Below are 25,007 nucleotides of genomic sequence, written 5' to 3'. Positions count from 1 at the left end.
ACCTCGCCATGTCCCATACCCCGCACGACATCTTCCAGCGCAGCAGCGCGCCCGTGACGATCGACGAGACGCTGTGCATCGCCGACAAGGGCTGCACCGTCTGCGTCGACGTGTGCCCGCTCGACCTGCTCGCGATCGACGTCGGCAAGGGCAAAGCGTACATGCAGTTCGACGAATGCTGGTACTGCATGCCGTGCGAACGCGACTGCCCGACCGGCGCGGTCAAGGTCGACATCCCTTACCTGCTGCGCTGACACGACGCGCGCCCCGCATCGACGACAGTACGACCGAGCCCGCGTGCGTCGACATCGAGCGCCGCTGTCTCGCGCTGTTGCGCAACGCGCCTGAGCATGCGTGCCTGCCCATTCACCGCACCGACTTTTTCCATGACCGCCTCTTCCTCCGCTTTCCCGCCGCCCGGCGTGCCGGCCGCCGATCACGCCGCGCTCGTCGCGCGCCTCGCCGCGGCCGATGCCTCGGTGCGCCGCATCGCACTGCTCGAACTCGCCGATCTCGAGGCGCCCGAACTCGTGCCGTCGTTCGTCGCGGCGCTGCGCGACGACCCGTCGGCCGACGTGCGCAGCGAGGCCGCACGCGTGCTCGACGCGTGGGAGCAGCCCGATGTCGTCGACGCGCTGTGCCATGCGCTGCTCGATCCGGACGACGGCGTGCGCGCAACGGCCGCACAAAGCCTGTCCGAACTGAAGAACGCGGCATCGGGCGCCGTGCTGTGCCGTTGGGCCGACCGGCCCGAACCGTTCGTGCGCACCGCCGTGCTGCGCGGCTTGCGTGAATTGCGCGACCCCGACGCATTCGCGCCCGCGCTGCGCGCGCTCGACGCGAGCGCCGCCGCCGTACGCACGGAGGCGGTCGTCGTGCTCGGCTGGCTCAAGGACGGCCGCGCGCTGCCGCCGCTCGCCCGCGTCGCGACCGCGGACGCCGATGCCGACGTGCGGCGCGCCGCGGTCGGCGCGATCGGGTTTGCAGCGGCCGGCGATACCGCCGTCGTCACCGCGCTGCTCGCGGCGCTGCGTGACGTCGAATGGCAGGTGCGCGAGGAAGCGGCTACCACGCTCGGCAAGCTGCGCGTCGCCGTTGCGCGCGACCCGCTCGTCGCCGCGCTCGACGACGACTACTGGCAAGTGCGCGTGCGCGCCGTCCGCGCGCTCGGCCAATTGCGCGATGCGGCCGCGGCATCGGCCGTCGTCGCGCTGCTCGCGCATGCGATCAGCAACCTGCGCAAGGAAGCCGCGCTCGCGCTCGGCGAATTGCGCGACCGCGCGACGCTGCCCGCGCTGCACGACGCGCTCGACGATCGCGACCCCGAAGTCCGCAAGGCCGTGCGGATCGCAATCGGACAGATCGACGAGGCGTCGCGATGATTACGCCGATCGGAATCGCACTCGATCACCCGGCACGCGCACTGACGCTGTCCTGGCCTGACGGCTCGGCGCAACGCATCGACTATGCGCGGTTGCGCAGCGATTGCCCGTGTGCGGAATGCCGCAAGATCCGGCTCGACGGCGGCCGCATCGATACGCGGCCGGCCCTGACGCTGGACGGCGTGGAACCGCTCGGCTACGGCGTACGCTTCCTGTTCGGCGACGGCCATGCACGCGGCATTTATCCGTGGCCGTACCTGGCGGAGATCGCGTAGCGGCGACGACGCGGCTGCCGCGCTCGAGCGGACTGGATGGCAGGCATGCGAAAACGCTGCGATACTGACGCCCACGATCGTCGCCACCTACCGTGGGAGCAGCACCATGCAAACCCCTATCGGATTCATCGGCCTCGGCGTGATGGGCGCGCCGATGGCGCTCAATCTCGCGCGGGCCGGCACGCCGCTCGTCGTGTGGAACCGTTCGCACGGCAACGACGATGCGCTGCGCGACGCCGGCGCGCGCGTGGCCGAGGACATCGACGACGTATTCGTGTCCTGCCGCACCGTGATCCTGATGCTCGCGAACGACGCGGCGATCGATGCCGTCCTCGCGCGCGGCACGCCCGGTTTTGCCGCGCGGGTCGACGGGCACATGATCGTCAACATGGGTACGAATGCGCCCGAATACTCGCGTGCGCTCGCCGACGACATCGCCGCCGCGTCGGGCCGCTACGTCGAGGCGCCGGTATCGGGCTCGCGCAAGCCGGCCGAAGCCGGCCAGCTCGTCGCGATGCTGGCCGGCGCACCCGACGACGTCGAAGCCGTCCGCGCGCTCGTGAAGCCGCTGTGCCGCGACAGCTTCGTGTGCGGCGACGTGCCAGCGGCGCTGACGATGAAGCTCGCCGTCAACCTGTTCCTGATCACGATGGTCACCGGTCTCGCCGAAGCCACGCATTTCGCGCAGCGTCACGGTATCGACCTCGCGCGCTTCGCCGACGTGCTGAACGCCGGCCCGATGGCGAGCGACGTGTCGCGCGTGAAACTCGGCAAGCTCGTCGCGGAAGATTTCTCGGTGCAGGCCGCGATCACCGACGTGCTGAAGAATGCGCGCCTCGTCGCCGAATCCGCACGGGGCATCGGCATCGCGTCGCCGCTGCTCGACATCTGCCACGCGCTTTACGGCGAAACCGAGCAGGCCGGACATGGCGCGGCCGACATGGTCGCCGTGATTCGCGCGATCGAACGGCGTACCGGGGACGCACGATGAGCCGCGTGCACGCCCACGCGTTCGTTCGAACCGACGGATACGCATGACCATGTCCGCAACCGGCCACGCTGCTTCCTTGCGCCCCGTTCCCGCCGTGATCGGCATCGTGCTGCGCGAACGCGACGTGCTGCTCGTGCGCCGCGCGAATCCGCCCGATGCGGGCTGCTGGGGTTTCCCCGGCGGCAAGATCGAGCCGGGCGAGCCGCTCGCGGATGCGGTCGTGCGCGAGATCGCGGAAGAGACGACGGTCGACGTGGAAGCGCTCGACGCCTTTACCGCGCTGGACGCGTTCGATTACGATGCGCACGGCGTCGTGCGCCAGCATTTCATCCTGGTCGCGGTGCTGTGCAGATGGCTGCGCGGCACGCCGGCCGCCGGCGACGATGCGCTCGACGCACGCTGGTTCGGCATCGACGAACTCGACCGCGACGATTTGCCGATGAGCGCGGGCGTGCGGGACGTCGCGCGACGAGCAATCGAGCGGGCGGCGGTGCTGGGCAATGCGCGTTCGCCATCCGCCTGACACTTCCGCTGTCGCTTGCGTATCGGCGCGATGCGTTCGGTCCGTCACGGCGCCAGCGACCTGCCGGGCGCCGCCGAATCACAACCTATCAAACCATGATCAGAATTCGACAATCCACCGAGGCCGATCGCACACGCGTGCTGGATATCTGGCGCAACGCCGTCGACGCCACCCATCACTTCCTGAGCGACGACGATCGTCGTGCGATCGAATCCGAAGTCGTCGCGTTTTTGCCGGACGCGCCGCTCGATCTGGCCGTCGACGAGAGCGATCGCGCGATCGCCTTCATGCTGCTCGACGGCAATCACATGGAGGCGCTGTTCGTCGATCCTGAACACCATGGCGCGGGAGTCGGGCGGCGGCTGGTCGAAGAAGCACTCAAGCGCCATCCCGACCTGTCGACCGACGTCAACGCGCAGAACGAAGCGGCGGCGGGATTCTATGAACGGCTCGGATTCGAACGCTGCGGGTGGTCGGAGGTGGATGCTCAGGGGCGGCCTTATCCGCTGATTCATCTTCGTTATCGCGGGAGTGGTCGGGACTGAGCCGGAGTCCGGGCAGGAAGGGGACACGGCACCGGCCCGGGCCGGACGCGCCGAAACGACACCGCCCTTTCGGTATCGCGATTATCCCGAGAAGTTGCCGGTCGTCAGCGGCCAGCGCCCCAACACGTCGTAGTGCGACTTCCCGAGCCAGCTATCGATCAGGACGAAGTCGAACACGGTCCAGGTAATCGGCTCGATCCGATACTCATCGGGCCTGCGTGCGCCATACAGCAGCGTCACGTGCGGGGTGAAACCCGAAGGAAGAATGCTCAGCCCCGCGTCTCGTTTCAGCACACGTCGCAACTGCCGTCGAAAGTCGATCAAGTTTTCCAGACCGGCCCGTCCCAGCAGCACCAGTGGCTGATGACCAGGCCGTCCGTTGAAGCTGATGATCTTGTCGAACCTCACGGAGAAAGGCGGCACATCCACGCGGTCCGCGACCGCGCGGGCCCGCGCGAGCTTAGCGCCCGGCACGTAAGCGAAGTCGCCGAGCGAACCCAGCGTGATGTGCAGACGCTCGGTACCCACCAGGCTGTCCTTCTTTAGCCGCATGCTTTCGGCAAGGCTGGCAATGCGCACCGCCGCGGCCGGATCCGGCATCACGGCGAAAAAGAAGCGGTGCACGGGAACCGGCGGCGGCGCATCGAATCCGGGTAGCGTCAGTTGAGTCACGGCAGCACGTCCGACAGGCCTGGAGCGAGATTTCATTATCGTCAATCGGACGCCGGCCCGCTCGCCGGTCGATGAATCCGCCGCTCGCGAGCACGAAGATGCTACCCTCTCGGCCAAACTCGACACCCTCTGATGAAGCATCCGAACTCAACCACGCAAACCGTCGCGGTACTGGACTTCGAAACAACCGGGCTGTCGCCGAATCTGGGCGACCGTGCGACCGAAATTGCCGTCATCCTGCTGCGCGACGGGCAAGTCGTCGACCGTTTCCAGAGTTTGATGAATGCCGGCAGACGCATCCCGTCCGACGTCGTTGCGCTCACCGGCATCACCAACGACATGATCGCGGCGGCGCCACCGGCGTCCGAGGTCATGAGAGAAGCGGCGGCGTTCGTCGGCAGGCACGCGGTCGTGGCCCACAACGCCGGTTTCGACAAACGCTTCTGGCAGTCGGAACTCGGGCTGCTCGGCATGTCGGCCGACCATGCGTTTGCATGCACGATGCTGGTGGCGAGACGGATCTACCCGGACGCCAGAAGTCACCGCCTGTCGAGCCTCGCCGAGATGTTGCGGTTGCCGCAATCGGGCCGTGCGCACCGCGCGATGGTCGATGCCGAGATGGCTGGGCATCTGTGGTGTCGGTTGCAGCAGGATATTTCGCGAACTTACGGGCTGGATCGGATCGATCACGCGCTGATGTCGCGGGTGCAGGCGACGACCAAGGCGAAGGTGCCGATGTATTTGCGGTCGCTGGTGCGTACGCAGGCGTGACCCATCCGATACCGGAACGGAAAACATCACACGCGCCGACCGACTTCACGCGTTAACGCAAAACGGCCTGGCAATGGATTGCCAGGCCGCTGCGTGAACCGGCGACAGCCAGCCAACCGAACCGGCGACCCGCTTGCGAACTATTGCGACATCAGCCGATGCGCAACGACGCAGGGGAATCGAACGCCGATTCGGCCGGAATGTTTACTCCCACTCGATCGTCGCCGGCGGCTTCCCCGAGATGTCGTACACGACCCGATTGATCCCGCGCACTTCGTTGATGATCCGGTTCGACGCGCGGCCGAGCAGTGCATACGGCAGGTGCGCCCAGTGTGCGGTCATGAAGTCGGTGGTCTGCACCGCGCGCAGCGACGTCACGTAGTCGTACGTCCGCCCATCGCCCATCACGCCAACCGACTTCACCGGCAGGAACACCGCGAACGCCTGGCTCGTCAGGTCGTACCAGGTCTTGCCGACGTCGGCCTCGCCGCACAGGCCGGCTGCCGCGTCCTGCGCGGTGGCCGTCGTGCCGCGCAATTCCTCGATGAAGATCGCGTCCGCACGGCGCAGCAGGTCCGCGTACTCGCGCTTCACTTCGCCGAGAATCCGCACGCCGAGGCCCGGGCCCGGGAACGGATGGCGGTACACCATCTCCGGCGGCAGGCCGAGCGCGACGCCCAGCTCGCGCACTTCGTCCTTGAACAGGTCGCGCAGCGGCTCGAGCAGCTTCAGGCCGAGCGTCTCCGGCAGGCCGCCGACGTTGTGGTGGCTCTTGATCGTCGTCGCCTTCTTCGTCTTCGTGCCGCCCGATTCGACCACGTCCGGGTAGATCGTGCCCTGCGCGAGCCACTTCGCCTTCGACAGCTTCTTCGCCTCGGCCTGGAACACCTCGACGAACTCGCGGCCGATGATCTTGCGCTTCGCTTCCGGATCGGTCACGCCGGCCAGGTGGCCGAGGAACTGGTCGGACGCATCGACGTGCACGACCTTCGCATGCAGGCGGCCCTCGAACATGTCGAGCACCATCTTGCCTTCGTTCAGGCGCAGCAGGCCGTGATCGACGAACACGCACGTCAGCTGATCGCCGATCGCACGATGGATCAGCGCGGCCGCGACGCTCGAATCGACGCCGCCCGACAGGCCGAGAATCACTTCCTCGTCGCCGACCTGCTCGCGGATCTTCGCGACGGCTTCCTCGATGTGGTTCTTCATGATCCAGTCGGGCTTCGCGCCGGCGATCTGCAGCACGAAGCGTTCGAGGATCTGGCGGCCCTTCACCGTGTGCGTGACTTCCGGATGGAACTGCACCGCGTAGTAGCCGCGCGCCTCGTCGGCCATGCCGGCGATCGGGCAGCTCGGCGTCGACGCCATCAGCGCGAAGCCCGGCGGCAGCTCCGCAACCTTGTCGCCGTGGCTCATCCAGACCTTCAGCATCCCGTGGCCTTCGGCCGTCGTGAAATCCTCGATACCGTCGAGCAGGCGCGTATGGCCATGCGCACGCATTTCCGCGTAGCCGAATTCGCGATGGTCGCTCCACTCGACCTTGCCGCCGAGCTGCACGGCCATCGTCTGCATCCCGTAGCAGATGCCGAGCACCGGCACGCCGAGCTCCCACACGGCCTGCGGCGCGCGCAGCTGATGGTCTTCGTACGTGCTCGCGTGGCTGCCCGACAGGATCACCGCCTTCGGCGCGAACTCGCGGACGAAGTCGTCGGACACATCGTTCGGATGGATTTCGCAGTAGACGTGCGCTTCACGCACGCGCCGTGCAATCAGTTGGGTGACTTGCGAACCGAAGTCGAGAATCAGGATTTTGTCGTGCATGGCTGCGGACGGGATGAAGAGAATAAGAAAAGCAGCGCATCGAGCGCTGCGTCAAAAGCATGGTCGGCGGCGTCGGGCGGCAGGCGGCACGCGCGACGCATCGCCGGTCAATCCTGCGACGGCGGGCGCGCGTCGAACGCGACGCTGCCTGACGCGCGGTCGGACGCGGCCGACGAGGTCGCCGCGGCCGGCGCCGAAGGCGCCACCGGACGGCCGACGACCGGCTCAACCCGCGGCTGCGCTGCGGAGGCCGGCGCCGGTTCGACCGGACGCTGCGCGCTCCGGCCTTCGAGCGCCTGCGCTTTCTCGCGCCGGCGCACGGCCGATGCGAGCCGCACGCCGCCGAGGCCGAGCACGATCAGCGCGACCCCGGCCACGGCCGACAGCACCCGGCCGGCGGCCGCCAGTGCGGGCCCGCTGCCGGTGCCGATCGACCACACGATCGTCAGCACGCCGGTCAGCCAGTACACGTGGCCGACCGACCGCGCGACGGGCGCCGTGAGATCGCCGTTGAACGCCGCATGAAACGCGAGCCACGCGAGCCCGAGCAGCGCGATACCGAACGCCTGGCCGAGCATCGCCGGCTGGATGTTAGCCAGTTGCAGCGCGTTGAACAGCGCCTGCCAGGGCGTCAGCACGAACAGCACGCCGAACGCCAGCAGCAGCACGGCATCGACGATCAGCACGGCTCGCAGCAGCGGTTTCATCGGCGATCAGTCCACGTGATAGTTGGGCGCTTCCTTCGTGATCTGCACGTCGTGCACGTGCGACTCGCGCATGCCCGCTGCGGTGATCTGGACGAACTCGGCCTTCTCGTGCAGCTCGTCGATCGTCCTGCAGCCGCAGTAGCCCATGCTGGCGCGCACGCCGCCGACCAGCTGGAACAGGATCGCGTTGACCGAACCCTTGTACGCGACGCGGCCTTCGATGCCTTCCGGCACGAGCTTGTCGATGTTCGCCGAGTTGTCCTGGAAGTAGCGGTCCGCCGCGCCGTCCTTCATCGCGCCGACCGAACCCATGCCGCGATACGACTTGTACTGGCGGCCCTGGTACAGGAACACGTCGCCCGGCGCCTCTTCGGTGCCCGCGAACATGCTGCCCATCATCACCGCGTTCGCGCCGGCCGCGAGGGCCTTCGACACGTCGCCCGAGAAACGCACGCCGCCGTCGGCGATGCACGGCACGCCGGTGCCCTTCAGCGCTTCCGCGACGTTCGCGATCGCGCTGATCTGCGGCACGCCGACACCCGCGACGATCCGCGTGGTGCAGATCGAGCCCGGGCCGATACCGACTTTGACCGCGTCCGCGCCGTATTCGACCAGCGCCTTCGCGGCGGCGGCCGTCGCGATGTTGCCGCCGATCACCTCGACGTGCGGGAAGTTCTGCTTGACCCAGCGAACGCGCTCGAGCACGCCCTTGCTGTGACCGTGCGCGGTATCGACGACGATCACGTCGACGCCGGCCTGCACCAGCAGCTCGACGCGCTCCTCGTTGTCCGGACCGACGCCGACCGCCGCGCCTGCGCGCAGCTTGCCGTGTTCGTCCTTGCACGCGTCAGGGTGCTCGGTCTGCTTCGTGATGTCCTTGACGGTCATCAGGCCGCGCAGCTCGAACGCATCGTTGACGACCAGCACGCGCTCGAGGCGGTGGCTGTGCATCAGCGCCTTCGCTTCGGCGAGCGGCGTGCCTTCCTTGACCGTGACGAGGCGCTCGCGCGGCGTCATGATCGACTTGACCGGCTCGTCGAGGCGCGTTTCGAAACGCAGGTCGCGGTTCGTGACGATGCCGACGAGCTGCGGGCCTTCGACGACCGGGAAGCCCGAAATGCCATGCTGGCGCGACAGCGCGATCACGTCGCGCACCTTCATCTGCGGCGGGACCGTGATCGGGTCGCGGACGACGCCCGACTCGAAACGCTTGACCTTCGCGACTTCACGGGCCTGTTCGGCCGGCGTGAGGTTCTTGTGGACGATACCGACGCCACCCTGCTGCGCCATCGCGATCGCGAGGCGACCTTCGGTGACCGTGTCCATCGCGGCGGACACGAGCGGCATGTTCAGGGAGATGTTGCGGGTCAGCTTGGTCTTGAGGCTGGTGTCGCGCGGGAGAACGTCGGAGAAGGCGGGAACGAGGAGCACGTCATCGAAAGTGAGTGCTTTTTGGATCAGACGCATGGCAAATCCTATGGGCGCAAAAGCGAATTATACGCGAAGCGCTGCGAATTTTCACAACACGAACAACGGCTTAGCCGGTTTCGGCCGTTCGGGGGCCGAATCGTTCGGATCGCCGTTCGGTTCGTTTTCGATCGCTTTTCGTTTCATCGCCGCATCGAGCCATTCGCGCAACCGACAGTTTGGGCGGCAAGCACCCGTGTCGCGGCGGGGCCACACGGCCGCTTCGGCAGCGGCCGCGCACGGCCCGGCGCCCCGCCGAAGCGGCTGGCCTGCCGCGCGTCACGCCAGCCCGGCCGCGCGAACGATCATCGCCACGCCGCCCGCTACCGTCCCGCAACCGACGATCCGCGCGACGCGGCCGCCGGCCGGCGCAACGCGTTCGGCGGTGATGGCCACCGTCACGGCGGCCATCACGCGCAGATCCATCATGCCGGCCGCCAGTGCGACCGCCATCAGGTTTCCGCAACACGCCCCGCATCGAATGGCAGCGCGCACGCCGGCCCGCCATGCCGCGACGATCGCCACCTGCGGCCAATGCGCGGGCGCCGCCGCGTGCCGGCAGCATGCCAGCCGGCGCGTCTTCCACCCGGAGAATTGCAACGCGCCCGCGGCCACCACGACGGCGCCGGCCGCAAAGGGCATCGCACGGGCGAGCGCCGGTAGCCGGGCGCCGGCCGCCGTCAGTGCGGCGCCGGCCGGAAACACGAGCGCCCCGAGCGCCATCCAGACCGAGAAATATCCCGCCCCCACGACGACGACGAGCCAGGCCGACCGCGCCGTCCGCGGGCCGATGCGCTGCCAGTCATGCCAGAGCTGCGGCGCGAGCACGGGCAGCATCATCGTCACCGTCATCGCGCCCCACATTCCGGCAAACGCCGCGAATGCGCGCCCGGCGCCCCGGCCGCACGGCCGCAGCCAGACGGCCGAGGCCATCCAGCCGCCGGACATCGGTTCGCCGCCCATCGCGGCCATCGACGCGTGCTGCGCCAGCGTCGCCATCGCGGCAAGCACGAACACGGCCACGGCCGCCGCGCCGAATGCCCGCGGATCGGCTGCCGCCTCGCCGGTTGTCGGCCGTGTCATCGCGCGCTCCCGCTCGTCACCGGCCGCTCAGCCGCGCGCGTACTCGTCGTGACGGCGCCACCACGGGCCGGCCTCGTTGCGGCCGCGCGGCGCGCGATCGAGCCACTGGTACATCCCCCACAACCCGTCGAGGCCGCGCGCGTAGGTCGAATACGTGTGATAGACGGCGCCGTCCTCGCGCACGAACGCGCTCATCCCCGGCCGGTCGAGCGAATACGTGGCCGCGTCGGTGCCGCACGTGGCCGCGAACTGCACGACGGGCGCCGGCGGCGGATCCATGTCCATCGCGTGAGCGGCCCGCGCATAGTTGTATTCGACGTCGCCCGCGCGCCGCTGCGTTTCGGTAAACGACACGTTGAAGTCGAAGTTGAAATCGCTGTCGACCGACGACGCCCACGGGAACGTCCACCCCATCCGCTGCCGGTACGCGAGCAGTTTCGCGAGCGGCGCGCGCGACACGGCCGCGAGCGTCACGTCGTGGTGCGCCAGATGCACGGCGAAGCCGTCGAAGCCGTCGGCGAGCGCCGAGCACGACGGGCAGCCCGCCTTGTAGTCGGGACCGAACATGAAGTGATAGACGAGCAATTGCGAACGGCCGCCGAACAGGTCGTCGAGCGTCGCCTGCCCTGCTTCGGTATCGAACCGGTAGGTCTTGTCGACGCGCACCCACGGCAGCGCCTGGCGCCGCCGCGCGAGTTCGTCGCTTTGCCGCGTCAGCGCCTTTTCCGCGTCGAGCAGCGCGCGGCGTTCGGCCAGCCATTCGTCGCGTGTTCCGGTGAGATGGGTCGTCATTGCGGGTTCCTCCTTCCGATGGGTATCCGGGCACGGCGTACGGGGCCGTGTGCGTGGTGCTAGATTAGTGCCGGGCATCGGACCAGAGGGAGTGACAAGTGTGTCGGGATTCGAATGGATTCGCTGATCACGGCGGCCGCGCGCGCGCTCGCGGCCGGTGACGCGCTCGGTGCGCTGAACCGCGTCGCGCTGCGCGACGATGCGCCGGCGCTCGCGCTGCGCGGCATCGCGCTCGCGCAGCTCGGCGATTTCGAACGTGCACGGGCGCTCGTGCGTGGCGCCGCACGTGCATTCGGCGCAAAGGAAGCGATCGCCCGGGCGCGCTGCGTCGTCGCGGAAGCCGAGATCGCGCTCGCGTCGCGCGACCTGCACTGGCCGACGCGCGCGCTCGATGCGGCCTGCGCGACGCTCGACGCGCACGGCGACCGCGCGAACGCCGCGCATGCCCGCTATCTCGGCGTGCGCCGGTTGCTGCTGATCGGCCATCTCGACGAGGCCGAGCGGCTGCTCGCGCATCTCGATCCCGCGCCGCTGCCGCCCGCATCGCGCGCCGCCCATGAATTGATCGCGGCCGGCATCGCGATGCGCCGCATTCGCACGCACGCGGCCCGCGCGGCGCTTGCCCGGGCGCGGACGGCCGCCCGCGCCGCCGGCATCGCCGCGCTGACGGCCGAGGTCGACACCGCGGCTCGCGTGCTCGACGCACCGGCCGCGCGGCTCATCGCGCGCGGCACGTCGCGGCTCGTGCCGCTCGACGAAGTCGAGACGCTGTTCGAGTCGAATGCGCTCGTCGTCGACGCGTGCCGCCACACGGTGCGCGATGCGCGCACGACCGTGTCGCTCGCGCGGCGTCCGGTGCTGTTCGTGCTCGCCCGCGCGCTCGGCGAGGCGTGGCCGGCCGACGTGTCGAGAAACGCGCTCGTCGCCGCCGCGTTCCGCGCGAAACAGGCCGACGAATCGCATCGCGCACGGCTGCGTGTCGAGATGGGCCGGCTGCGCGCGGTGCTGCGCCCGCTCGCGAACGTCGTCGCGACGCCGCGCGGCTTCGCGCTCGAACCGCTCGGCGTGCGCGAGACCGTCGTTCTCGCGCGCCCGGTCGACGATCGCCATGCGGCCGTGCTCGCGCTCCTCGCCGACGGCGAAGCGTGGTCGAGCTCCTCGCTGGCGCTCGCACTTGGCGCCAGCCAGCGCACCGTGCAGCGCGCGCTCGATGCGCTCGTGGAAACCGGCAAGGTGCAGGCACTCGGCCGCGGACGTGCGCGCCGCTGGCTGACGCCGCCGCTGCCCGGCTTCGCGACGACCTTGTTACTCCCGGTTGCGTTGCCGGGCGATTAGGATGGCCTCATCGAACGACGAGGTGACGAACATGAAACGCTCCACTGCAGACATCCTTCGCGAGTACGGCCCGTTTCCGGGCGTCGACGGCGTGCACGGCGTCACGTTCGATGGGCAGCACGTGTGGTATGCGTCCGGCGACAAGCTGAATGCGCTCGACCCCGAGGCCGGCACGACCGTCCGTTCGCTCGACGTCGCCGCGCACGCGGGCACCGCGTTCGACGGCCGCCACCTGTTCCAGATCGTCGAGGACCGCATCGCGAAGATCGACCCCGAATCGGGGCGCGTGCTCGCGACGATTCCGGCGCCCGGCGGCGGCGCCGATTCGGGGCTCGCATGGGCGGAAGGCACGCTGTGGGTCGGCCAGTACCGCGAGCGCAAGATTCATCAGGTGGATCCGCAATCGGGCGCCGTGCTGCGCACGATCGAATCGAACCGCTTCGTCACCGGCGTGACGTGGGTCGACGGCGAGCTGTGGCACGGCACGTGGGAAGCCGACCGGAGCGACTTGCGGCGCATCGATCCGCGCACGGGCCAGGTGCTCGAGCAGATCGACATGCCGGCCGGCGTCGGCGTCTCGGGGCTCGAATCCGACGGTCACGACCGCTTCTACTGCGGCGGCGGCAACAGCGGCAAGCTGCGCGCCGTGCGTCGCCCGGCACACACGCGTGCCGCGACCGACGGCACGCAGGCACCGCCCGATCCGGCAGAAGACTGATGCGCCGCCCGTCGACACCGCTCGACGCGCCCCGCCCCGAGTGCAGGAATGAACAAGACGCCGCCGCGACGGCATCGCTAAGATGCGCGCACCTCGGTCATTTGTTCGGAGCGGTCGATGCGGCGCGGCGTGGTGTACGGTGTCCTGGCAGGCGCCCTGTGGGGCATGGTGTTTCTCGTTCCGCGGCTGCTGACCGATTTCTCGCCGCTGCTGCTGAGCGCCGGCCGCTACGCGATGTACGGCCTCGTGTCGCTCGCGGCCGCGTTGCCCGCCACCCGCTCGCTGCTCGCGCGGCTGACCCGCGAGGATCTCGCCGCCCTGGTGAAGCTCGCCATCGTCGGCAACGTCGCGTATTACATGCTGCTGTCCGGCGCCGTGCACCTGATCGGCATCGCGCCGAGTTCGCTGATCGTCGGCGTGCTGCCCGTGACCGTCACGCTCGCGGGCCTCGGCGACCATGGCGCCGTGCCGCTGCGGCGGCTCGCCGCCCCGCTCGCGCTGGTGATCGCGGGCATCGTCTGCATCAACGTCGACCTGTTCACGTCCGAAGCCGCACACGCCACGACGCTCGCCCGGAAACTCGCGGGCATCGCGTGTGCGGCGGGCGCGCTCGCGAGCTGGACCTGGTATGCGGTGGCGAATGCACGCTACCTGCAGCGTCATCACCGCTTCGGCGGCAACGAATGGTCGGTGCTGTGGGGTGTCGTGACGGGCCTGCTCGGCGGGCTCTGCTGGCTGGCGATCCTCGCGCTGCCGGCCGGCATGGTGCAGGCGACCGTTCCGGCGTCGCGCTGGCAGTTGTTCTGGCTGCTGAACCTCGGGCTCGCGATCGGCGCATCGTGGCTCGGCAACGGGCTGTGGAATGCCGCGTCGAAGCGGCTGCCGCTCACGCTGTCGGGTCAGCTGATCGTGTTCGAAACCGTGTTCGCGATGCTGTATGCGTTCGTGTACGACCGGCGAATGCCGCACGCGCTCGAGATCGCCGCGCTCGTGCTGCTGCTCGCCGGCGTATACGGCTCGGTGCGACGGCACGGCGACACGCCGGGCAGCGCGCCGGCAAACGCAAACGCCGCGGCCCACTGAGCGCCGCGGCGTTCGATCCGACCAATCGGGGCGAACGACGCGTCAGCGCGCGTCCTTGTGCATCCACTTGCGGCCCTCGATCGAGCCGTCGCGGCGGGATTTGTCGACGCGCCGCTGGCGCGCGAGCTTCGGATCGACGATCAGCGGACGGTAGATCTCGACGCGGTCGTGATCGACGAGCGGCGCATCGAGCGGCGCGAGCTTGCCGTAGACGCCCGTCTTCGCGTGTGCGAGATCGATCTCCGGATGCAACGCGAGCACGCCGCTCGCGTCGATTGCCGAGCGCACGGTCGCCCCTTCGGGCAGCGACAGCGGAATCAGCGTCTGGCGGTCCGGCAGTGCGTAACAGACTTCGATCGACAGCATCGCGTCACCCCTTTCCGTAGCGCTGGTCCGCGCGCTTCACGAACGAATCGACGAACGTGTTCGCGATGTGGCTGAACACCGGCCCGATGATCTTCTCGAGCAGGATGCTCGAAAACTCGTAATGCAGCGCGAATTCGATCTTGCACGCATCGGCGCGCAGCGCCGTGAAACGCCACGAGCCCGTGAACTTCTTGAACGGACCATCCGTGAACTCCATGTCGATCCGCGTCGGGCGCTGCTGCGTGTTGCGCGTCGCGAAATGCTGCTTGATGCCCTTGAAGTTGATGTCGATGCGCGCTTCCATTCCGCTCTCGTCCTGACGGCGAATCTCGACACCGCCGCACCAGGGCAGGAAATTGGGGTAGTCGGCCACGTCGGTGACGAGGTCGAACATCTGTTCCGCCGAATGACGGATCAATACGGTTTTCTGGACATCTGCCATAAATCGCGCGGCATCGCTCAAAGTGGGAACGCCAAGCCGGGCGATTCTCGCCCCGCTTTGCTAAAATCGTGATTTTAAACGACTTGGCCCGATCCTTTCATGAGCATCATCGACAACAGGAAAGCGCACTTCGATTACCACATCGAGGAACGCTACGAGGCGGGGCTCGTGCTCGAAGGCTGGGAAGTCAAGGCGCTGCGCGCCGGGCGCGGCCAGATCAAGGAAGGCTACGTCGTGGTGAAGAACGCCGAGATCTTCCTGATCGGCACCCATATCAGCCCGCTGCCCGAAGCCTCGACGCACATCAAGCCCGACCCGGTTCGCACGCGCAAGCTGCTGCTGCACCGCGAGGAAATCAAGAAGCTGATCGGCAAGGTCGAGCAGCGCGGCTACACGCTCGTGCCGCTGAACTTCCACTACAAAGGCGGTCGCGTGAAGTGCGACATCGCGCTCGCGAAGGGCAAGAAGCTGCACGACAAGCGCGAAACCGAAAAGAAGCGCGACTGGGAACGCGAGAAGGCGCGCATCATGCGCGCCGGCGCCTGACGCTCGCGGCGCTCATCGCCAACGACACGGCCCGCTCGAAGCGGGCCGTGTTGCTTTGGTATTCCTGAATCGCGCCGGCTGGCCACCGGCTGCGCGACGATTCGCCGCACGACGACGCGCACGCGGCCACCGCATGCGCATCGATCACCGGGCTCAGCCCTTCGCGCCGGACGCCGCCCCCGCGCTCTTGACGATCGTGAGCGCCGACGAGATCGCGGTGCCGAGATCTGCCAGGTTCGACGGCACGATCAGCGTGTTGCCCTGCTTCGCGAGATTCGAGAACGCGCCGACATACTGCTCGGCGACCTTCAGGTTCACCGCGTCCATCCCGCCTTGCGACTGAATCGCGCTCGCGATCTTCTGGATCGCCTGCGCGTTCGCCTCGGCCACCGCCAGAATCGCGGCGGCTTCGCCCTGCGCCTGGTTGATCGCGGCCTGCCGCTCGCCTTCGGACTTCTGGATCGCGGCTTCGCGCGCCCCCGACGCGAGGTTGATCTGCTCCTGCTTGCGTCCTTCGGAGGCGGCAATCAGTGCACGCTTTTCGCGCTCCGCGGTGATCTGCGCCTGCATGGCGTGCAGGATCTCCTTCGGCGGCGTCAGGTCCTTGATCTCGTAGCGCAGCACTTTCACGCCCCAGTTCGCCGCGGCGTCGTCGAGCGCCGACACGATGCTGTGGTTGATGAAATCGCGCTCCTCGAAGGTCTTGTCGAGTTCGAGCTTGCCGATCACCGAGCGCAGCATCGTCTGCGACAACTGAGTGATCGCGAGCACGAAGTTGCTCGACCCGTACGACGCCTTCATCGGATCCATCACCTGGAAATACAGCACGCCGTCGACCTGCAACTGCGTGTTGTCGCGCGTGATGCAGACCTGGCTCGGCACGTCGAGCGGAATTTCCTTCAGCACGTGCCGGTACGCGATGCGATCGACGAACGGCAGCACGATATTGAGACCGGGCGACAGCGTCGCGTGGTAGCGCCCGAAGCGCTCGAGCACCCACGCATGCTGCTGCGGCACGATCTTCACCGTCTTCGACACGATCACGATCGCGATGACGAGCAGGACAACCCAGATGATCAGCGAATCCATGAATATTTCCTCCTTTGTATCGGCGGACGATCAGCCCGCGGGTTTCGCCACGACCACGAGGCAGTTGCCGCGCACGGCGCTCACCTGGTACACGTGCGCATCGTCGCGCTCGCCGTGCGCGAGCTCGACGTCCCAGTCGGCACCGCGATACCGTACGCGCGCGCGGCCGTCACGCCACGCGTCGACCGTGACGGTCGAGCCGATATCGAGATTGACGTCGGGATTCGTCGACGTGTCGCGCTTCTGCTTGCGGCCGAGCCCCGAGCGACGCAGCACGATCATCGCGACGATCGCGACCGCGGCCGCCGCGCCGAACTGCACGTGCGGTGCGAAACCGGCCAGTTGCAACAACCCGCCCGCGAGAAAGCCGAGCGCGATCATCAACAGATAGAACGTGCCCGTCAGCAATTCGGCGACGACCAGCACACCCACCCCGACCCACCAAAACAGATGCCCCGACATCATTGTGGTCTCCAGAAAAACGCCCCCGCGTTCACCCTGTTCGCGGCCCCGCGGGGTAGTCGGCACGCTTGGGGCGGCCCGACACGTACCGACAAACAAAAACACCCCGGTGCTTACCGGGGTGTTTATAGCATGAACCTTGCATTTTGCCTTCATCGAAAGAGCGGCGATGCCGCTCCTTCGCCGAAAAGGCATGACCGACCGTTACTTCCGGTTGGCGAGCGCCTGCCACGTATCGATGATCGTGTCGGGGTTCAGCGAGATCGACACGATGCCTTCGTCGGTCAGCCATTGCGCGAAGTCCGGGTGATCGGACGGGCCCTGGCCGCAGATACCGACGTACTTGCCCATCTTGCGGCAAGTATCGATCGCACGCTTGAGCAGGAACTTGACGGCAGGGTCGCGCTCGTCGAAGTCGACTGCCAGCAGTTCCATGCCCGAATCGCGGTCGAGGCCGAGCGTGAGCTGCGTGAGGTCGTTCGAGCCGATCGAGAAGCCGTCGAAGTGTTCCAGGAACTCTTCGGCGAGGATCGCGTTGGTCGGGACTTCGCACATCATCACGAGGCGCAGACCGTTTTCGCCGCGCTTCAGGCCGAACTTCTCGAGCAGGCCGACGACGCGCTCCGCCTGCTTCACGGTCCGCACGAACGGCACCATGATCTCGACGTTCGTCAGGCCCATCTCGTCGCGCACGCGCTTCAGTGCACGGCACTCCATCTCGAACGCCTGCGCGAAATCGTCGGCGATGTAGCGCGACGCGCCGCGGAAGCCCAGCATCGGGTTTTCCTCGTCCGGCTCGTAACGCGAACCGCCGATCAGCTTCTTGTACTCGTTCGACTTGAAGTCGGACAGACGCACGATCACGGGCTTCGGATAGAACGCCGCCGCGATCGTCGCGACGCCTTCCGTCAGCTTGTCGACGTAGAACTGACGCGGCGACGCGTGGCCGCGTGCGACGCTCTCGACCGCCTTCTTCAGGTCCTGGTCGATGTTCGGGTACTCGAGAATCGCCTTCGGGTGAACGCCGATGTTGTTGTTGATGATGAACTCGAGACGCGCGAGGCCCACGCCGGCGTTCGGCAGTTGCGAGAAGTCGAACGCGAGCTGCGGGTTGCCGACGTTCATCATGATCTTGACCGGGATTTCCGGCAGTTCGCCGCGCTGCACTTCCGTGACTTCGGTCTCGAGCAGCCCGTCGTAGATCTTGCCTTCGTCGCCTTCCGCGCACGACACGGTAACGAGCGCGCCGTCCTTCAGGATGTCGGTCGCATCGCCGCAGCCGACGACGGCCGGCACGCCGAGTTCGCGCGCGATGATCGCCGCGTGGCAGGTGCGGCCGCCGCGGTTCGTGACGATCGCCGCGGCACGCTTCATCACCGGCTCCCAGTTCGGGTCGGTCATGTCGGCCACCAGCACGTCGCCCGGCTGCACGCGTTCCATTTCCGACGGATCCTGGATCACGCGCACGGGGCCCGCGCCGATCTTCTGGCCGATCGCACGCCCCGTCGCCAGCACCTGCGACTGGCCCTTCAGCTTGAAGCGCTGCTCGGCCTTGCCGGTTGCCTGGCTCTTCACCGTTTCCGGACGCGCCTGCAGGATGAAGATCTTGCCGTCGCGGCCGTCCTTGCCCCACTCGATGTCCATCGGACGCTGGTAGTGCTTCTCGATGATCACCGCGTACTTCGCGAGCTCGATCACGTCGTCGTCGGTGATCGAGTAGCGGTTGCGCTGCTCGTGCGGCACGTCGACCGTCTTCACGCGGCCCGGCTCGCCCGGCTGCGTGAATTCCATCTTGATCAGCTTCGAGCCGATCGAGCGGCGGATGATCGGGTACTTGTCCTGCGCGAGCGTCGTCTTGAACACGTAGAACTCGTCCGGGTTCACCGCGCCCTGCACGACGGTTTCGCCCAGGCCGTAGCTCGACGTGATGAACACGGCGTCCTTGAAGCCCGATTCGGTATCGATCGTGAACATCACGCCGGCGGCGCCGACGTCCGAGCGGACCATGCGCTGCACACCGGCCGACAGCGCGACTTCGGCGTGCGTGAAGCCCTTGTGCACGCGGTACGAGATCGCGCGGTCGTTGTACAGCGACGCGAACACGTGCTTCATGCGGTCCAGCACGTCGTCGATGCCGACGACGTTGAGATACGACTCCTGCTGGCCGGCAAACGATGCGTCGGGCAGGTCTTCCGCGGTCGCGGACGAGCGCACGGCGAACGACAGTTCGCTCGGCGAGCCGTTCTTCAGCACTTCGAACTGCGCGCGAATTTCCTGCTCGAGGCGCGGCTGCAGCGGCGCGTCGACGATCCACTTGCGGATTTCGGCGCCGGCTTCGGCGAGCGCCTTCACGTCGTCGATGTCGAGCGACTCGAGACGCTTGGCGATGCGATCGGTGAGGTCGTTGTGCTTGAGGAAATCGCGGAACGCGAGCGCGGTCGTGGCGAAACCGGTGGGTACGCGAACGCCTGCTTCGGAAAGCTGGCTGATCATCTCGCCGAGCGACGCATTCTTGCCGCCCACGATCTCCACATCGGTCATCCGCAACTGCTCGAACGGAATTACATACGCCTGGTCCTTTGCGACGTTTGCTGCGTTAGTCATACAAGCCCCTAAGTGTGAAAAAAATACTCGATCGCGCAAGTGGGCTCGAACGCGGGCGCTTGCAAAAAGGCGCGGCGCGTCTTGCGCAACCTGTTAGATAAACACTCGCAGCAGCGGAAATCTTCCGACCCGATTTGCAAAAATCCCGGCAGAAGGGCGATATTTTCAGACAAATCGCCAGACTTGCCGGGAATTAGGGAATCGCGCGGCCCAGCCACCGGGCGCCGTTCGCGCCCTGCCCCCGCAATTGCTTATCCAACAGGTTGCCGCTATTCTACCGTGCCGGCTGCCGGATGTGGCGCGACCTTGTCACTGGGTCTGGAGGCTCGCCTCCAGCCGCCCGCGCAACTGCCCTTCACGCTCGACGTCCAGATTCATGCTGCCTACCGTATTCATCGTCTCCGACGGCACCGGGATTACTGCCGAAACCTTCGCGCATTCGATCCTTTCCCAGTTCGACCAGAAATTCCGCCTCGTGCGCGTGCCGTTCGTCGACTCGCTCGACAAGGCCTATGCGACCGTCGAGAAGATCAACGAGGCCGCCGTGCACGACGGCCGTCGCGCGATCGTGTTCACGACGCTCGTCGACAGCGAGTCGAACGACATCGTCAAGCGCTCGAACGCGCTCGTGCTCGACATGTTCCAGCGCTTCGTCGAACCGCTCGAGCAGGAACTGGAACTCAAGTCGAGTCACGCGATGGGCCGTGGCCACCAGAATGCGGACACCGAGGAATACAAGACGCGGATCGAGGCGATCAACTTCTCGCTCGCGCACGACGACGGCCAGTCGAACCGCAACCTGTCGGAAGCCGACGTGATCCTCGTCGGCGTGTCGCGCAGCGGCAAGACGCCGACGAGCCTGTACCTCGCGATGCAGTACGGCGTGAAGGCCGCCAACTATCCGCTGATTCCGGAGGATTTCGAACGCGGCAAGCTGCCGTCGGCGCTGTCGCCGTACAGCGACAAGCTGTTCGGGCTGTCGATCGACCCGCAGCGCCTGTCGGAGATCCGCAACGAGCGCCGGCCGGGCAGCAAGTATGCGGCGCCCGAGAACTGCCGCTACGAGATCAACGAGGCCGAGGCGATGATGCGCCGCGAAGGGATCAAGTGGCTGTCGTCGACGCACAAGTCGATCGAGGAAATCGCGACGACGATCCTGCAGGAAATCCGCCTCGACCGGCAGTCCTACTGAGCGCGAAAGCACTGGCGGCGGTCCGGCCGCCGCCGAAAGCAACAAGGCCGCGTCGAACGCGGCCTTGTTTCGTTTTACGGCGAATACGCGCGTGCGGCGTCACGCAGGCCGCTGCTGCCGCACCTGCTCGAACAGGCATACTGCCGCCGCCGCCGCAACGTTCAACGACTCCATCCCGCCCGGCTGCGGAATCGTCACGCGATGCGTGGCCGCGTCGCGCCAGAATGCCGACACGCCGGCGCCTTCGTTGCCGAACACCCACGCGACGGGCCCCGACAGATCGCAGTCGTAGACCGCCTGCGCGCCATGCGAGTCGGTCAGCGCAACCGGTACGTCGAGGCGTTCTGCAAGCGCTGCCGCGTCGACATCCTCATGGATCGACAGCAGGAAATGCGCGCCCATGCCCGAACGCAGCACCTTCGACGACCACGCATGGGCCGTTCCCGGCGCGCAGAACACGTGACGCACGCCGGCCGCCGCCGCGCTGCGCAGGATCGAACCGACGTTGCCGGCATCCTGCACGCCGTCGAGCACGACCGACGTATGCGTCACGCGTTCGGGCAGCGGTTGCGCCGGCCGGTCGACCAGCAGCAGGAAACCGACGCCGTTGACGACGTTCGACAACTGCCCGAACAACGCGTCCGGCAGCGTGACGATCCGCTGCGCGTCGATACGCGCGACGATCGCTTGCGCGTCGGCGTGGCCGAGCGCACCTTCGGTCGTGACGCACAGCTCGGGTGTCGCACCCGTGTCGAGGTACGCGCTCGCCAGATGGAAACCTTCGAGCAGCGCCTGGCCGCTGCGGCGCTGATGGGGCGTCGAACCCGCGAGCACCTTCAGGCGCTTGTACAGCGGGTTGTCGCGGGAAGTAATGCTTTTCATCGAATCAGATCAAGCGCCGCACGCACGGGCGCGAACGAGCGCCGATGCGCTTCGCACGGGCCGTGCTCGCGTAATGCGGCAAGATGTTTCGCGGTGCCGTAGCCCGCATGTACGTCGAAGCCGTACACCGGGAAGCGTTCGTGCAGATCGACCAACATCCGGTCGCGCGTGACCTTCGCGAGGATCGATGCGGCCGAGATGCTCGGCACGAGCGCGTCGCCGCTGACGATCGCCTCGGCGCGCACGCTCAGCGTCGGGCAACGGTTGCCGTCGATCTGCGCGAGCGTCGGCAGCACCGACAGCCCTTCGACGGCCCGCTTCATCGCGAGCATCGTCGCGTGCAGGATGTTCAGCGTATCGATTTCGTCGACGCTCGCCGACGCGACGCAGTATGCGTGCGAACGCTCGACGATCAGGTCGTACAGCATGTCGCGCTTCTTCGCGGACAGCACTTTCGAATCGTCGAGCCCGTCGATCGGCCGCGCCGGATCGAGGATCACCGCGGCGGCCACCACCGGCCCCGCGAGCGGGCCGCGGCCGGCTTCGTCGACGCCGCAGACGATCTCGTCCGGGCGGCTGAAATCGAAACCGCCCTGCACGTCGCTCGACGCGCGGCGGCGCGGTGCACGGACTGCGGTCATGCGCGCCCCTTGCGTTGCTCGAGCACGCGCACGACGGCCTCGGCCGCCTTCGCGGCCGTGTTCTGCCGCAGCGAAAGATGCATTTCGGTAAACACTTCGGTCAGCGTGCGGCGGTTCGCATCGTCGCGCAGCTGCGTGAGCGTCGCATCGGCAAGCGCCTCTGGCGTCGCGAAATGCTGCAGCAGCTCGGGCACGACGAAGCGCCCCGCCAGGATGTTCGGCAAGCCGACATACGGCAGGTAGCCCTGCCGGCGCATGATCTGCCCGGTCAGCCAGGGCACCTTGTACGAGATCACCATCGGCTTCTTCAGCAGCGCGGCTTCCAGCGTGACGGTGCCGCTCTTCACGAGGATTGCGTCGGCGGCCGTCATCGCGACCTGCGAGCGGCCGTCGGTGATCGTCAGCGCGAGCTGCGGGTGCGCGTCGACGAGCGGCTGCAGCAGCTCGCGCAGCGCGGGCGTCGCCGCCGGCATCACGAACCGCACGCCGGGCTCGCGCTGCTGCATCAGCGCCATCGCCGCGAAGAACGTCGGGCCGATCAGCGCGATCTCCGAGCGCCGGCTGCCCGGCAGCACCGCGATCACCGGCCCGTCGGCCGGCAGACCCAGCGCGATGCGCGCGCCGTGCGTATCGGGTTCGAGCGGAATTTCGTCGGCGAGCGGATGGCCGACGTAGGTCGATGCGACGCCGGCCTTGTCGAGAATCGCCGGTTCGAACGGGAACAGGCACAGCATGTGGTCGACGGACTTCGCGATCTTCTTGATCCGGCCGCCGCGCCACGCCCAGATCGACGGGCACACGAAGTGGATCGACGGGATGCCCGCGTCGCGCGCGGCCTGCTCGACGTTGAAGTTGAAATCGGGCGCGTCGACGCCGATGAACGCATCCGGCCGCTCGGCGAGCAACTGGCGCTTCAGTTCGCCGCGAATCCGCAGGATCTCGGGAATCTGGCCCAGCGCCTCGACATAGCCGCGCACGGTCAGCTTGTCCATCTGCCAGTGCGAGTCGAAGCCATGCGCGATCATGCGCTGCCCGCCGATCCCGTAATACTGGGCCGATTCGGGCAGCCGCTCGCGCAGCCCGCCGAGCAGCGATGCCGCGAGCAGGTCGCCCGACGGCTCGCCGGCCACCATCGCGAGCCGCAGCTGATTGGTCGGGAGCGGCATCGCTTAGCGGATGATGCCGCGTTGCGACGCGTCGATGAACTCGACGAGCGCCTTCACCGGTGCATCGCCGTCGCCGCCGGCTTGCGCGAGCTCGCGCAGTTGCACTTTCGCTTCCTCCAGCGACAGGCTGTTCTTGTACAGCACGCGGTACGCGCTGCGCAGCGCCGAGATCGCGTCGGCCGAGAAACCGCGCCGGCGCAGCCCTTCGACATTGATCCCGTGCGGCTCGGCCTTGTTGCCCGCCGCGATCACGAACGGCGGAATGTCCTGCACGAGCGCCGACGCGCCGCCCAGCATCGAATGCGCGCCGATACGCACGAACTGGTGCACGCCCGACATGCCGCCGACGATCGCGAAGTCGCCGATCTCGACGTGGCCGGCCATCTGCGCGTTGCTCGACAGGATCACGTTGTTGCCGACGCGGCAGTCGTGGCCGATGTGCACATAGGCCATGATCCAGTTGTCGTCGCCGAGCGTCGTCACGCCGACGTCCTGCACGGTGCCCGTGTGGATCGTCGTGAATTCGCGGATCGTGTTGCGGTTGCCGATCACGAGCTTCGTCGGCTCGTCCTTGTATTTCATGTCCTGCGGACGGCCACCGACCGACGCGTAATGGCCGATGCGGTTGTCCTCGCCGAGCGTCGTATGGCCTTCGATCACGCTGTGCGAGCCGATCGTCGTGCGCGCGCCGATCGTGACGTGCGGGCCGACGATCGCGTACGGGCCGATCTCGACCGACTCGTCGATCTGCGCGCCCGGCTCGACGATCGCGGTAGGATGAATCCTGGTCATGCGCCGTTGCCTCTCGATATGATGTGTCGCGTTGCTCGCGTTACGTTATCCATGCGTGCCGCGTCGCTCAGGGCGCCGCGTCGGCCGTCTTGACCGTGCACATCAGTTCGGCTTCCGCCGCCACCTTGCCGTCCACTTCCGCCACCGCCTTGAATTTCCAGATGCCGCGAATGTAGCGCTCGAACGTCACGTTCAGGATCAGCTGGTCGCCCGGTTCGACCACGCGCTTGAAGCGGGCACCGTCGATCCCGACGAAGTAGTACAGCGTGTTCTCCGGATCCTTCGGCTGCTCTTCCGCGAACGTCAGCAGCGCCGCGGCCTGGGCGAGCGCCTCGAGGATCAGCACGCCCGGCATCACCGGCCGCTTCGGGAAGTGCCCCTGGAAGAACGGCTCGTTGATCGACACGTTCTTCAGCGCTTTGATCCCTTTGTGCGGTTCGAGTTCGAGCACGCGGTCGACGAGCAGAATCGGGTAGCGATGCGGCAGCAGCGTGAGGATCTTGTGGATGTCGAGATTGATTTTTTCAGTGCTCATGATGGTTCGTCTCACGCAGAGGCTGCGCGGTGGTGATGCAAAGGCTGAAGCGGGCCGCCGTGCGACCCAGTCTGACGAACCGGGCCGGTTGCGCTGGCCGTGCCCGGTTCGTGGTCTCGCAT

The 25,007-nt window shown here is 67.3% G+C and carries 28 protein-coding genes; 12 read left to right on the top strand and 16 right to left on the bottom strand.

Annotated elements, in window-relative coordinates; all coding sequences use genetic code 11:
• The first annotated feature begins 8 nt into the window (after positions 1-8).
• From WS89_RS09340 to WS89_RS09315, 6 genes are all read left to right on the top strand, one after another.
• Complete coding sequence (locus WS89_RS09340; RefSeq protein WP_059790596.1) at positions 9-254, top strand: 4Fe-4S dicluster domain-containing protein; 246 nt, start codon at positions 9-11, stop codon at positions 252-254.
• 132 nt (positions 255-386) lie between these two features.
• Positions 387-1,382 carry a HEAT repeat domain-containing protein gene (locus WS89_RS09335; RefSeq protein WP_059790594.1) on the top strand — a complete coding sequence of 332 codons (996 nt, stop codon included), beginning with the start codon at positions 387-389 and terminating at the stop codon, positions 1,380-1,382.
• Complete coding sequence (locus tag WS89_RS09330) at positions 1,379-1,657, top strand: gamma-butyrobetaine hydroxylase-like domain-containing protein (RefSeq protein ID WP_059790592.1); 279 nt, start codon at positions 1,379-1,381, stop codon at positions 1,655-1,657. The genes WS89_RS09335 and WS89_RS09330 overlap by 4 nt, the downstream gene beginning before the upstream one ends.
• A gap of 106 nt (positions 1,658-1,763) precedes the next feature.
• Positions 1,764-2,648 carry an NAD(P)-dependent oxidoreductase gene (locus WS89_RS09325; RefSeq protein ID WP_059790590.1) on the top strand — a complete coding sequence of 295 codons (885 nt, stop codon included), beginning with the start codon at positions 1,764-1,766 and terminating at the stop codon, positions 2,646-2,648.
• A gap of 49 nt (positions 2,649-2,697) precedes the next feature.
• Entirely contained in the window at positions 2,698-3,171 is a 474-nt protein-coding gene (locus WS89_RS09320) for an NUDIX hydrolase (protein ID WP_156440531.1), read from the top strand.
• Positions 3,172-3,266: 95 nt separating this feature from the next.
• Positions 3,267-3,716, top strand: coding sequence for an acetyltransferase (locus tag WS89_RS09315; RefSeq protein ID WP_059790586.1), 450 nt, complete (start codon positions 3,267-3,269; stop codon positions 3,714-3,716).
• A gap of 81 nt (positions 3,717-3,797) precedes the next feature.
• Here the strand turns inward: WS89_RS09315 and WS89_RS09310 are convergent, their stop codons facing one another.
• Entirely contained in the window at positions 3,798-4,424 is a 627-nt protein-coding gene (locus WS89_RS09310) for a 2'-5' RNA ligase family protein (RefSeq protein ID WP_059790790.1), read from the bottom strand.
• Between the two features lie 96 nt (positions 4,425-4,520).
• Here WS89_RS09310 and WS89_RS09305 point away from each other — a divergent pair, with 96 nt between their 5' ends.
• Complete coding sequence (locus WS89_RS09305) at positions 4,521-5,159, top strand: 3'-5' exonuclease (RefSeq protein WP_059790584.1); 639 nt, start codon at positions 4,521-4,523, stop codon at positions 5,157-5,159.
• Between the two features lie 204 nt (positions 5,160-5,363).
• Here the strand turns inward: WS89_RS09305 and guaA are convergent, their stop codons facing one another.
• The 5 genes from guaA to WS89_RS09280 form a co-directional block, all read right to left on the bottom strand.
• Positions 5,364-6,983: a glutamine-hydrolyzing GMP synthase gene (gene guaA / locus WS89_RS09300; RefSeq protein WP_059505925.1), complete on the bottom strand. Its 1,620-nt coding sequence runs from the start codon at positions 6,981-6,983 to the stop codon at positions 5,364-5,366.
• A 107-nt stretch (positions 6,984-7,090) separates the two neighbouring features.
• Positions 7,091-7,690 carry a hypothetical protein gene (locus WS89_RS09295; protein WP_059790583.1) on the bottom strand — a complete coding sequence of 200 codons (600 nt, stop codon included), beginning with the start codon at positions 7,688-7,690 and terminating at the stop codon, positions 7,091-7,093.
• Positions 7,691-7,696: 6 nt separating this feature from the next.
• Positions 7,697-9,157, bottom strand: coding sequence for an IMP dehydrogenase (gene guaB / locus WS89_RS09290; protein ID WP_034207642.1), 1,461 nt, complete (start codon positions 9,155-9,157; stop codon positions 7,697-7,699).
• A gap of 279 nt (positions 9,158-9,436) precedes the next feature.
• Entirely contained in the window at positions 9,437-10,240 is an 804-nt protein-coding gene (locus WS89_RS09285) for a DUF2182 domain-containing protein (protein WP_059790581.1), read from the bottom strand.
• A 27-nt stretch (positions 10,241-10,267) separates the two neighbouring features.
• Entirely contained in the window at positions 10,268-11,032 is a 765-nt protein-coding gene (locus WS89_RS09280; protein ID WP_059790579.1) for a DUF899 domain-containing protein, read from the bottom strand.
• A gap of 114 nt (positions 11,033-11,146) precedes the next feature.
• On the opposite strand from WS89_RS09280, the gene WS89_RS09275 reads away from it, so the two are divergent.
• From WS89_RS09275 to WS89_RS09265, 3 genes are all read left to right on the top strand, one after another.
• A complete protein-coding gene (locus tag WS89_RS09275) occupies positions 11,147-12,367 on the top strand; it encodes a hypothetical protein (RefSeq protein ID WP_059790577.1) in 1,221 nt (406 codons plus the stop codon).
• A 31-nt stretch (positions 12,368-12,398) separates the two neighbouring features.
• Positions 12,399-13,085: a Vgb family protein gene (locus WS89_RS09270; protein WP_059506101.1), complete on the top strand. Its 687-nt coding sequence runs from the start codon at positions 12,399-12,401 to the stop codon at positions 13,083-13,085.
• Between the two features lie 117 nt (positions 13,086-13,202).
• A complete protein-coding gene (locus WS89_RS09265; protein ID WP_059790575.1) occupies positions 13,203-14,168 on the top strand; it encodes a DMT family transporter in 966 nt (321 codons plus the stop codon).
• Between the two features lie 42 nt (positions 14,169-14,210).
• Here WS89_RS09265 and WS89_RS09260 read toward each other — a convergent pair whose 3' ends face one another.
• On the bottom strand, positions 14,211-14,534 hold the full coding sequence (locus WS89_RS09260) for an RnfH family protein (protein ID WP_050012887.1): 324 nt from the start codon (positions 14,532-14,534) through the stop codon (positions 14,211-14,213).
• Positions 14,535-14,538: 4 nt separating this feature from the next.
• Complete coding sequence (locus WS89_RS09255; RefSeq protein WP_034188832.1) at positions 14,539-14,976, bottom strand: type II toxin-antitoxin system RatA family toxin; 438 nt, start codon at positions 14,974-14,976, stop codon at positions 14,539-14,541.
• Between the two features lie 99 nt (positions 14,977-15,075).
• Here WS89_RS09255 and smpB point away from each other — a divergent pair, with 99 nt between their 5' ends.
• Positions 15,076-15,522, top strand: coding sequence for an SsrA-binding protein SmpB (smpB, locus tag WS89_RS09250; RefSeq protein WP_034181129.1), 447 nt, complete (start codon positions 15,076-15,078; stop codon positions 15,520-15,522).
• A gap of 153 nt (positions 15,523-15,675) precedes the next feature.
• On the opposite strand, the gene WS89_RS09245 is transcribed toward smpB, so the two are convergent.
• The 3 genes from WS89_RS09245 to ppsA form a co-directional block, all read right to left on the bottom strand.
• Positions 15,676-16,611 carry an SPFH domain-containing protein gene (locus tag WS89_RS09245; RefSeq protein ID WP_059505918.1) on the bottom strand — a complete coding sequence of 312 codons (936 nt, stop codon included), beginning with the start codon at positions 16,609-16,611 and terminating at the stop codon, positions 15,676-15,678.
• Between the two features lie 30 nt (positions 16,612-16,641).
• The gene (locus WS89_RS09240; RefSeq protein ID WP_059505916.1) at positions 16,642-17,076 is read right to left on the bottom strand and encodes an NfeD family protein; all 435 of its coding nucleotides are present in this window, start codon (positions 17,074-17,076) and stop codon (positions 16,642-16,644) included.
• Positions 17,077-17,277: 201 nt separating this feature from the next.
• Complete coding sequence (gene ppsA, locus WS89_RS09235; protein ID WP_034207651.1) at positions 17,278-19,677, bottom strand: phosphoenolpyruvate synthase; 2,400 nt, start codon at positions 19,675-19,677, stop codon at positions 17,278-17,280.
• 376 nt (positions 19,678-20,053) lie between these two features.
• On the opposite strand from ppsA, the gene ppsR reads away from it, so the two are divergent.
• Entirely contained in the window at positions 20,054-20,869 is an 816-nt protein-coding gene (ppsR, locus tag WS89_RS09230) for a posphoenolpyruvate synthetase regulatory kinase/phosphorylase PpsR (protein WP_034207652.1), read from the top strand.
• A gap of 99 nt (positions 20,870-20,968) precedes the next feature.
• Here the strand turns inward: ppsR and WS89_RS09225 are convergent, their stop codons facing one another.
• The 5 genes from WS89_RS09225 to fabZ all read right to left on the bottom strand — a co-directional run bounded on the left by WS89_RS09225 (position 20,969) and on the right by fabZ (position 24,885).
• Complete coding sequence (locus tag WS89_RS09225; protein WP_059790573.1) at positions 20,969-21,751, bottom strand: TrmH family RNA methyltransferase; 783 nt, start codon at positions 21,749-21,751, stop codon at positions 20,969-20,971.
• Positions 21,748-22,392 carry a ribonuclease HII gene (rnhB, locus tag WS89_RS09220; protein WP_059505913.1) on the bottom strand — a complete coding sequence of 215 codons (645 nt, stop codon included), beginning with the start codon at positions 22,390-22,392 and terminating at the stop codon, positions 21,748-21,750. The genes WS89_RS09225 and rnhB overlap by 4 nt, the downstream gene beginning before the upstream one ends.
• A complete protein-coding gene (gene lpxB, locus WS89_RS09215) occupies positions 22,389-23,558 on the bottom strand; it encodes a lipid-A-disaccharide synthase (protein WP_059505911.1) in 1,170 nt (389 codons plus the stop codon). Before lpxB ends, rnhB begins: the two co-directional genes overlap by 4 nt.
• 3 nt (positions 23,559-23,561) lie before the next feature.
• Positions 23,562-24,350 (bottom strand): acyl-ACP--UDP-N-acetylglucosamine O-acyltransferase, encoded by a 789-nt coding sequence (gene lpxA / locus WS89_RS09210; RefSeq protein WP_034207656.1) that lies wholly within the window; start codon positions 24,348-24,350, stop codon positions 23,562-23,564.
• A 67-nt stretch (positions 24,351-24,417) separates the two neighbouring features.
• Positions 24,418-24,885: a 3-hydroxyacyl-ACP dehydratase FabZ gene (fabZ, locus tag WS89_RS09205; protein WP_006495559.1), complete on the bottom strand. Its 468-nt coding sequence runs from the start codon at positions 24,883-24,885 to the stop codon at positions 24,418-24,420.
• Between the last annotated feature and the right edge of the window lie 122 nt (positions 24,886-25,007).

Source organism: Burkholderia sp. MSMB1072 (assembly GCF_001524725.1).
Taxonomy (GTDB): domain Bacteria; phylum Pseudomonadota; class Gammaproteobacteria; order Burkholderiales; family Burkholderiaceae; genus Burkholderia.
The sequence above is the reverse complement of the archived record's forward strand: the minus strand, read 5'-3'. Positions and strand labels throughout refer to the sequence as shown.

What these genes read in the sequence shown, in the direction of transcription:
- ppsR (WP_034207652.1), top strand. Translation starts at nt 20,054, where the DNA reads ATGCTGCCTACCGTATTCATCGTCTCCGACGGCACCGGGATTACTGCC.
- WS89_RS09330 (WP_059790592.1), top strand. Translation starts at nt 1,379, where the DNA reads ATGATTACGCCGATCGGAATCGCACTCGATCACCCGGCACGCGCACTG.
- WS89_RS09320 (WP_156440531.1), top strand. Translation starts at nt 2,698, where the DNA reads ATGTCCGCAACCGGCCACGCTGCTTCCTTGCGCCCCGTTCCCGCCGTG.
- WS89_RS09260 (WP_050012887.1), bottom strand. Translation starts at nt 14,534, where the DNA reads ATGCTGTCGATCGAAGTCTGTTACGCACTGCCGGACCGCCAGACGCTG.
- WS89_RS09335 (WP_059790594.1), top strand. Translation starts at nt 387, where the DNA reads ATGACCGCCTCTTCCTCCGCTTTCCCGCCGCCCGGCGTGCCGGCCGCC.
- WS89_RS09225 (WP_059790573.1), bottom strand. Translation starts at nt 21,751, where the DNA reads ATGAAAAGCATTACTTCCCGCGACAACCCGCTGTACAAGCGCCTGAAG.
- WS89_RS09280 (WP_059790579.1), bottom strand. Translation starts at nt 11,032, where the DNA reads ATGACGACCCATCTCACCGGAACACGCGACGAATGGCTGGCCGAACGC.
- WS89_RS09305 (WP_059790584.1), top strand. Translation starts at nt 4,521, where the DNA reads ATGAAGCATCCGAACTCAACCACGCAAACCGTCGCGGTACTGGACTTC.
- guaA (WP_059505925.1), bottom strand. Translation starts at nt 6,983, where the DNA reads ATGCACGACAAAATCCTGATTCTCGACTTCGGTTCGCAAGTCACCCAA.
- WS89_RS09310 (WP_059790790.1), bottom strand. Translation starts at nt 4,424, where the DNA reads ATGAAATCTCGCTCCAGGCCTGTCGGACGTGCTGCCGTGACTCAACTG.
- ppsA (WP_034207651.1), bottom strand. Translation starts at nt 19,677, where the DNA reads ATGACTAACGCAGCAAACGTCGCAAAGGACCAGGCGTATGTAATTCCG.
- WS89_RS09255 (WP_034188832.1), bottom strand. Translation starts at nt 14,976, where the DNA reads ATGGCAGATGTCCAGAAAACCGTATTGATCCGTCATTCGGCGGAACAG.
- lpxA (WP_034207656.1), bottom strand. Translation starts at nt 24,350, where the DNA reads ATGACCAGGATTCATCCTACCGCGATCGTCGAGCCGGGCGCGCAGATC.
- WS89_RS09315 (WP_059790586.1), top strand. Translation starts at nt 3,267, where the DNA reads ATGATCAGAATTCGACAATCCACCGAGGCCGATCGCACACGCGTGCTG.
- guaB (WP_034207642.1), bottom strand. Translation starts at nt 9,157, where the DNA reads ATGCGTCTGATCCAAAAAGCACTCACTTTCGATGACGTGCTCCTCGTT.
- lpxB (WP_059505911.1), bottom strand. Translation starts at nt 23,558, where the DNA reads ATGCCGCTCCCGACCAATCAGCTGCGGCTCGCGATGGTGGCCGGCGAG.
- fabZ (WP_006495559.1), bottom strand. Translation starts at nt 24,885, where the DNA reads ATGAGCACTGAAAAAATCAATCTCGACATCCACAAGATCCTCACGCTG.
- WS89_RS09245 (WP_059505918.1), bottom strand. Translation starts at nt 16,611, where the DNA reads ATGGATTCGCTGATCATCTGGGTTGTCCTGCTCGTCATCGCGATCGTG.
- WS89_RS09240 (WP_059505916.1), bottom strand. Translation starts at nt 17,076, where the DNA reads ATGATGTCGGGGCATCTGTTTTGGTGGGTCGGGGTGGGTGTGCTGGTC.
- WS89_RS09275 (WP_059790577.1), top strand. Translation starts at nt 11,147, where the DNA reads ATGGATTCGCTGATCACGGCGGCCGCGCGCGCGCTCGCGGCCGGTGAC.
- WS89_RS09285 (WP_059790581.1), bottom strand. Translation starts at nt 10,240, where the DNA reads ATGACACGGCCGACAACCGGCGAGGCGGCAGCCGATCCGCGGGCATTC.
- WS89_RS09340 (WP_059790596.1), top strand. Translation starts at nt 9, where the DNA reads ATGTCCCATACCCCGCACGACATCTTCCAGCGCAGCAGCGCGCCCGTG.
- WS89_RS09325 (WP_059790590.1), top strand. Translation starts at nt 1,764, where the DNA reads ATGCAAACCCCTATCGGATTCATCGGCCTCGGCGTGATGGGCGCGCCG.
- rnhB (WP_059505913.1), bottom strand. Translation starts at nt 22,392, where the DNA reads ATGACCGCAGTCCGTGCACCGCGCCGCCGCGCGTCGAGCGACGTGCAG.
- WS89_RS09295 (WP_059790583.1), bottom strand. Translation starts at nt 7,690, where the DNA reads ATGAAACCGCTGCTGCGAGCCGTGCTGATCGTCGATGCCGTGCTGCTG.
- WS89_RS09270 (WP_059506101.1), top strand. Translation starts at nt 12,399, where the DNA reads ATGAAACGCTCCACTGCAGACATCCTTCGCGAGTACGGCCCGTTTCCG.
- smpB (WP_034181129.1), top strand. Translation starts at nt 15,076, where the DNA reads ATGAGCATCATCGACAACAGGAAAGCGCACTTCGATTACCACATCGAG.
- WS89_RS09265 (WP_059790575.1), top strand. Translation starts at nt 13,203, where the DNA reads ATGCGGCGCGGCGTGGTGTACGGTGTCCTGGCAGGCGCCCTGTGGGGC.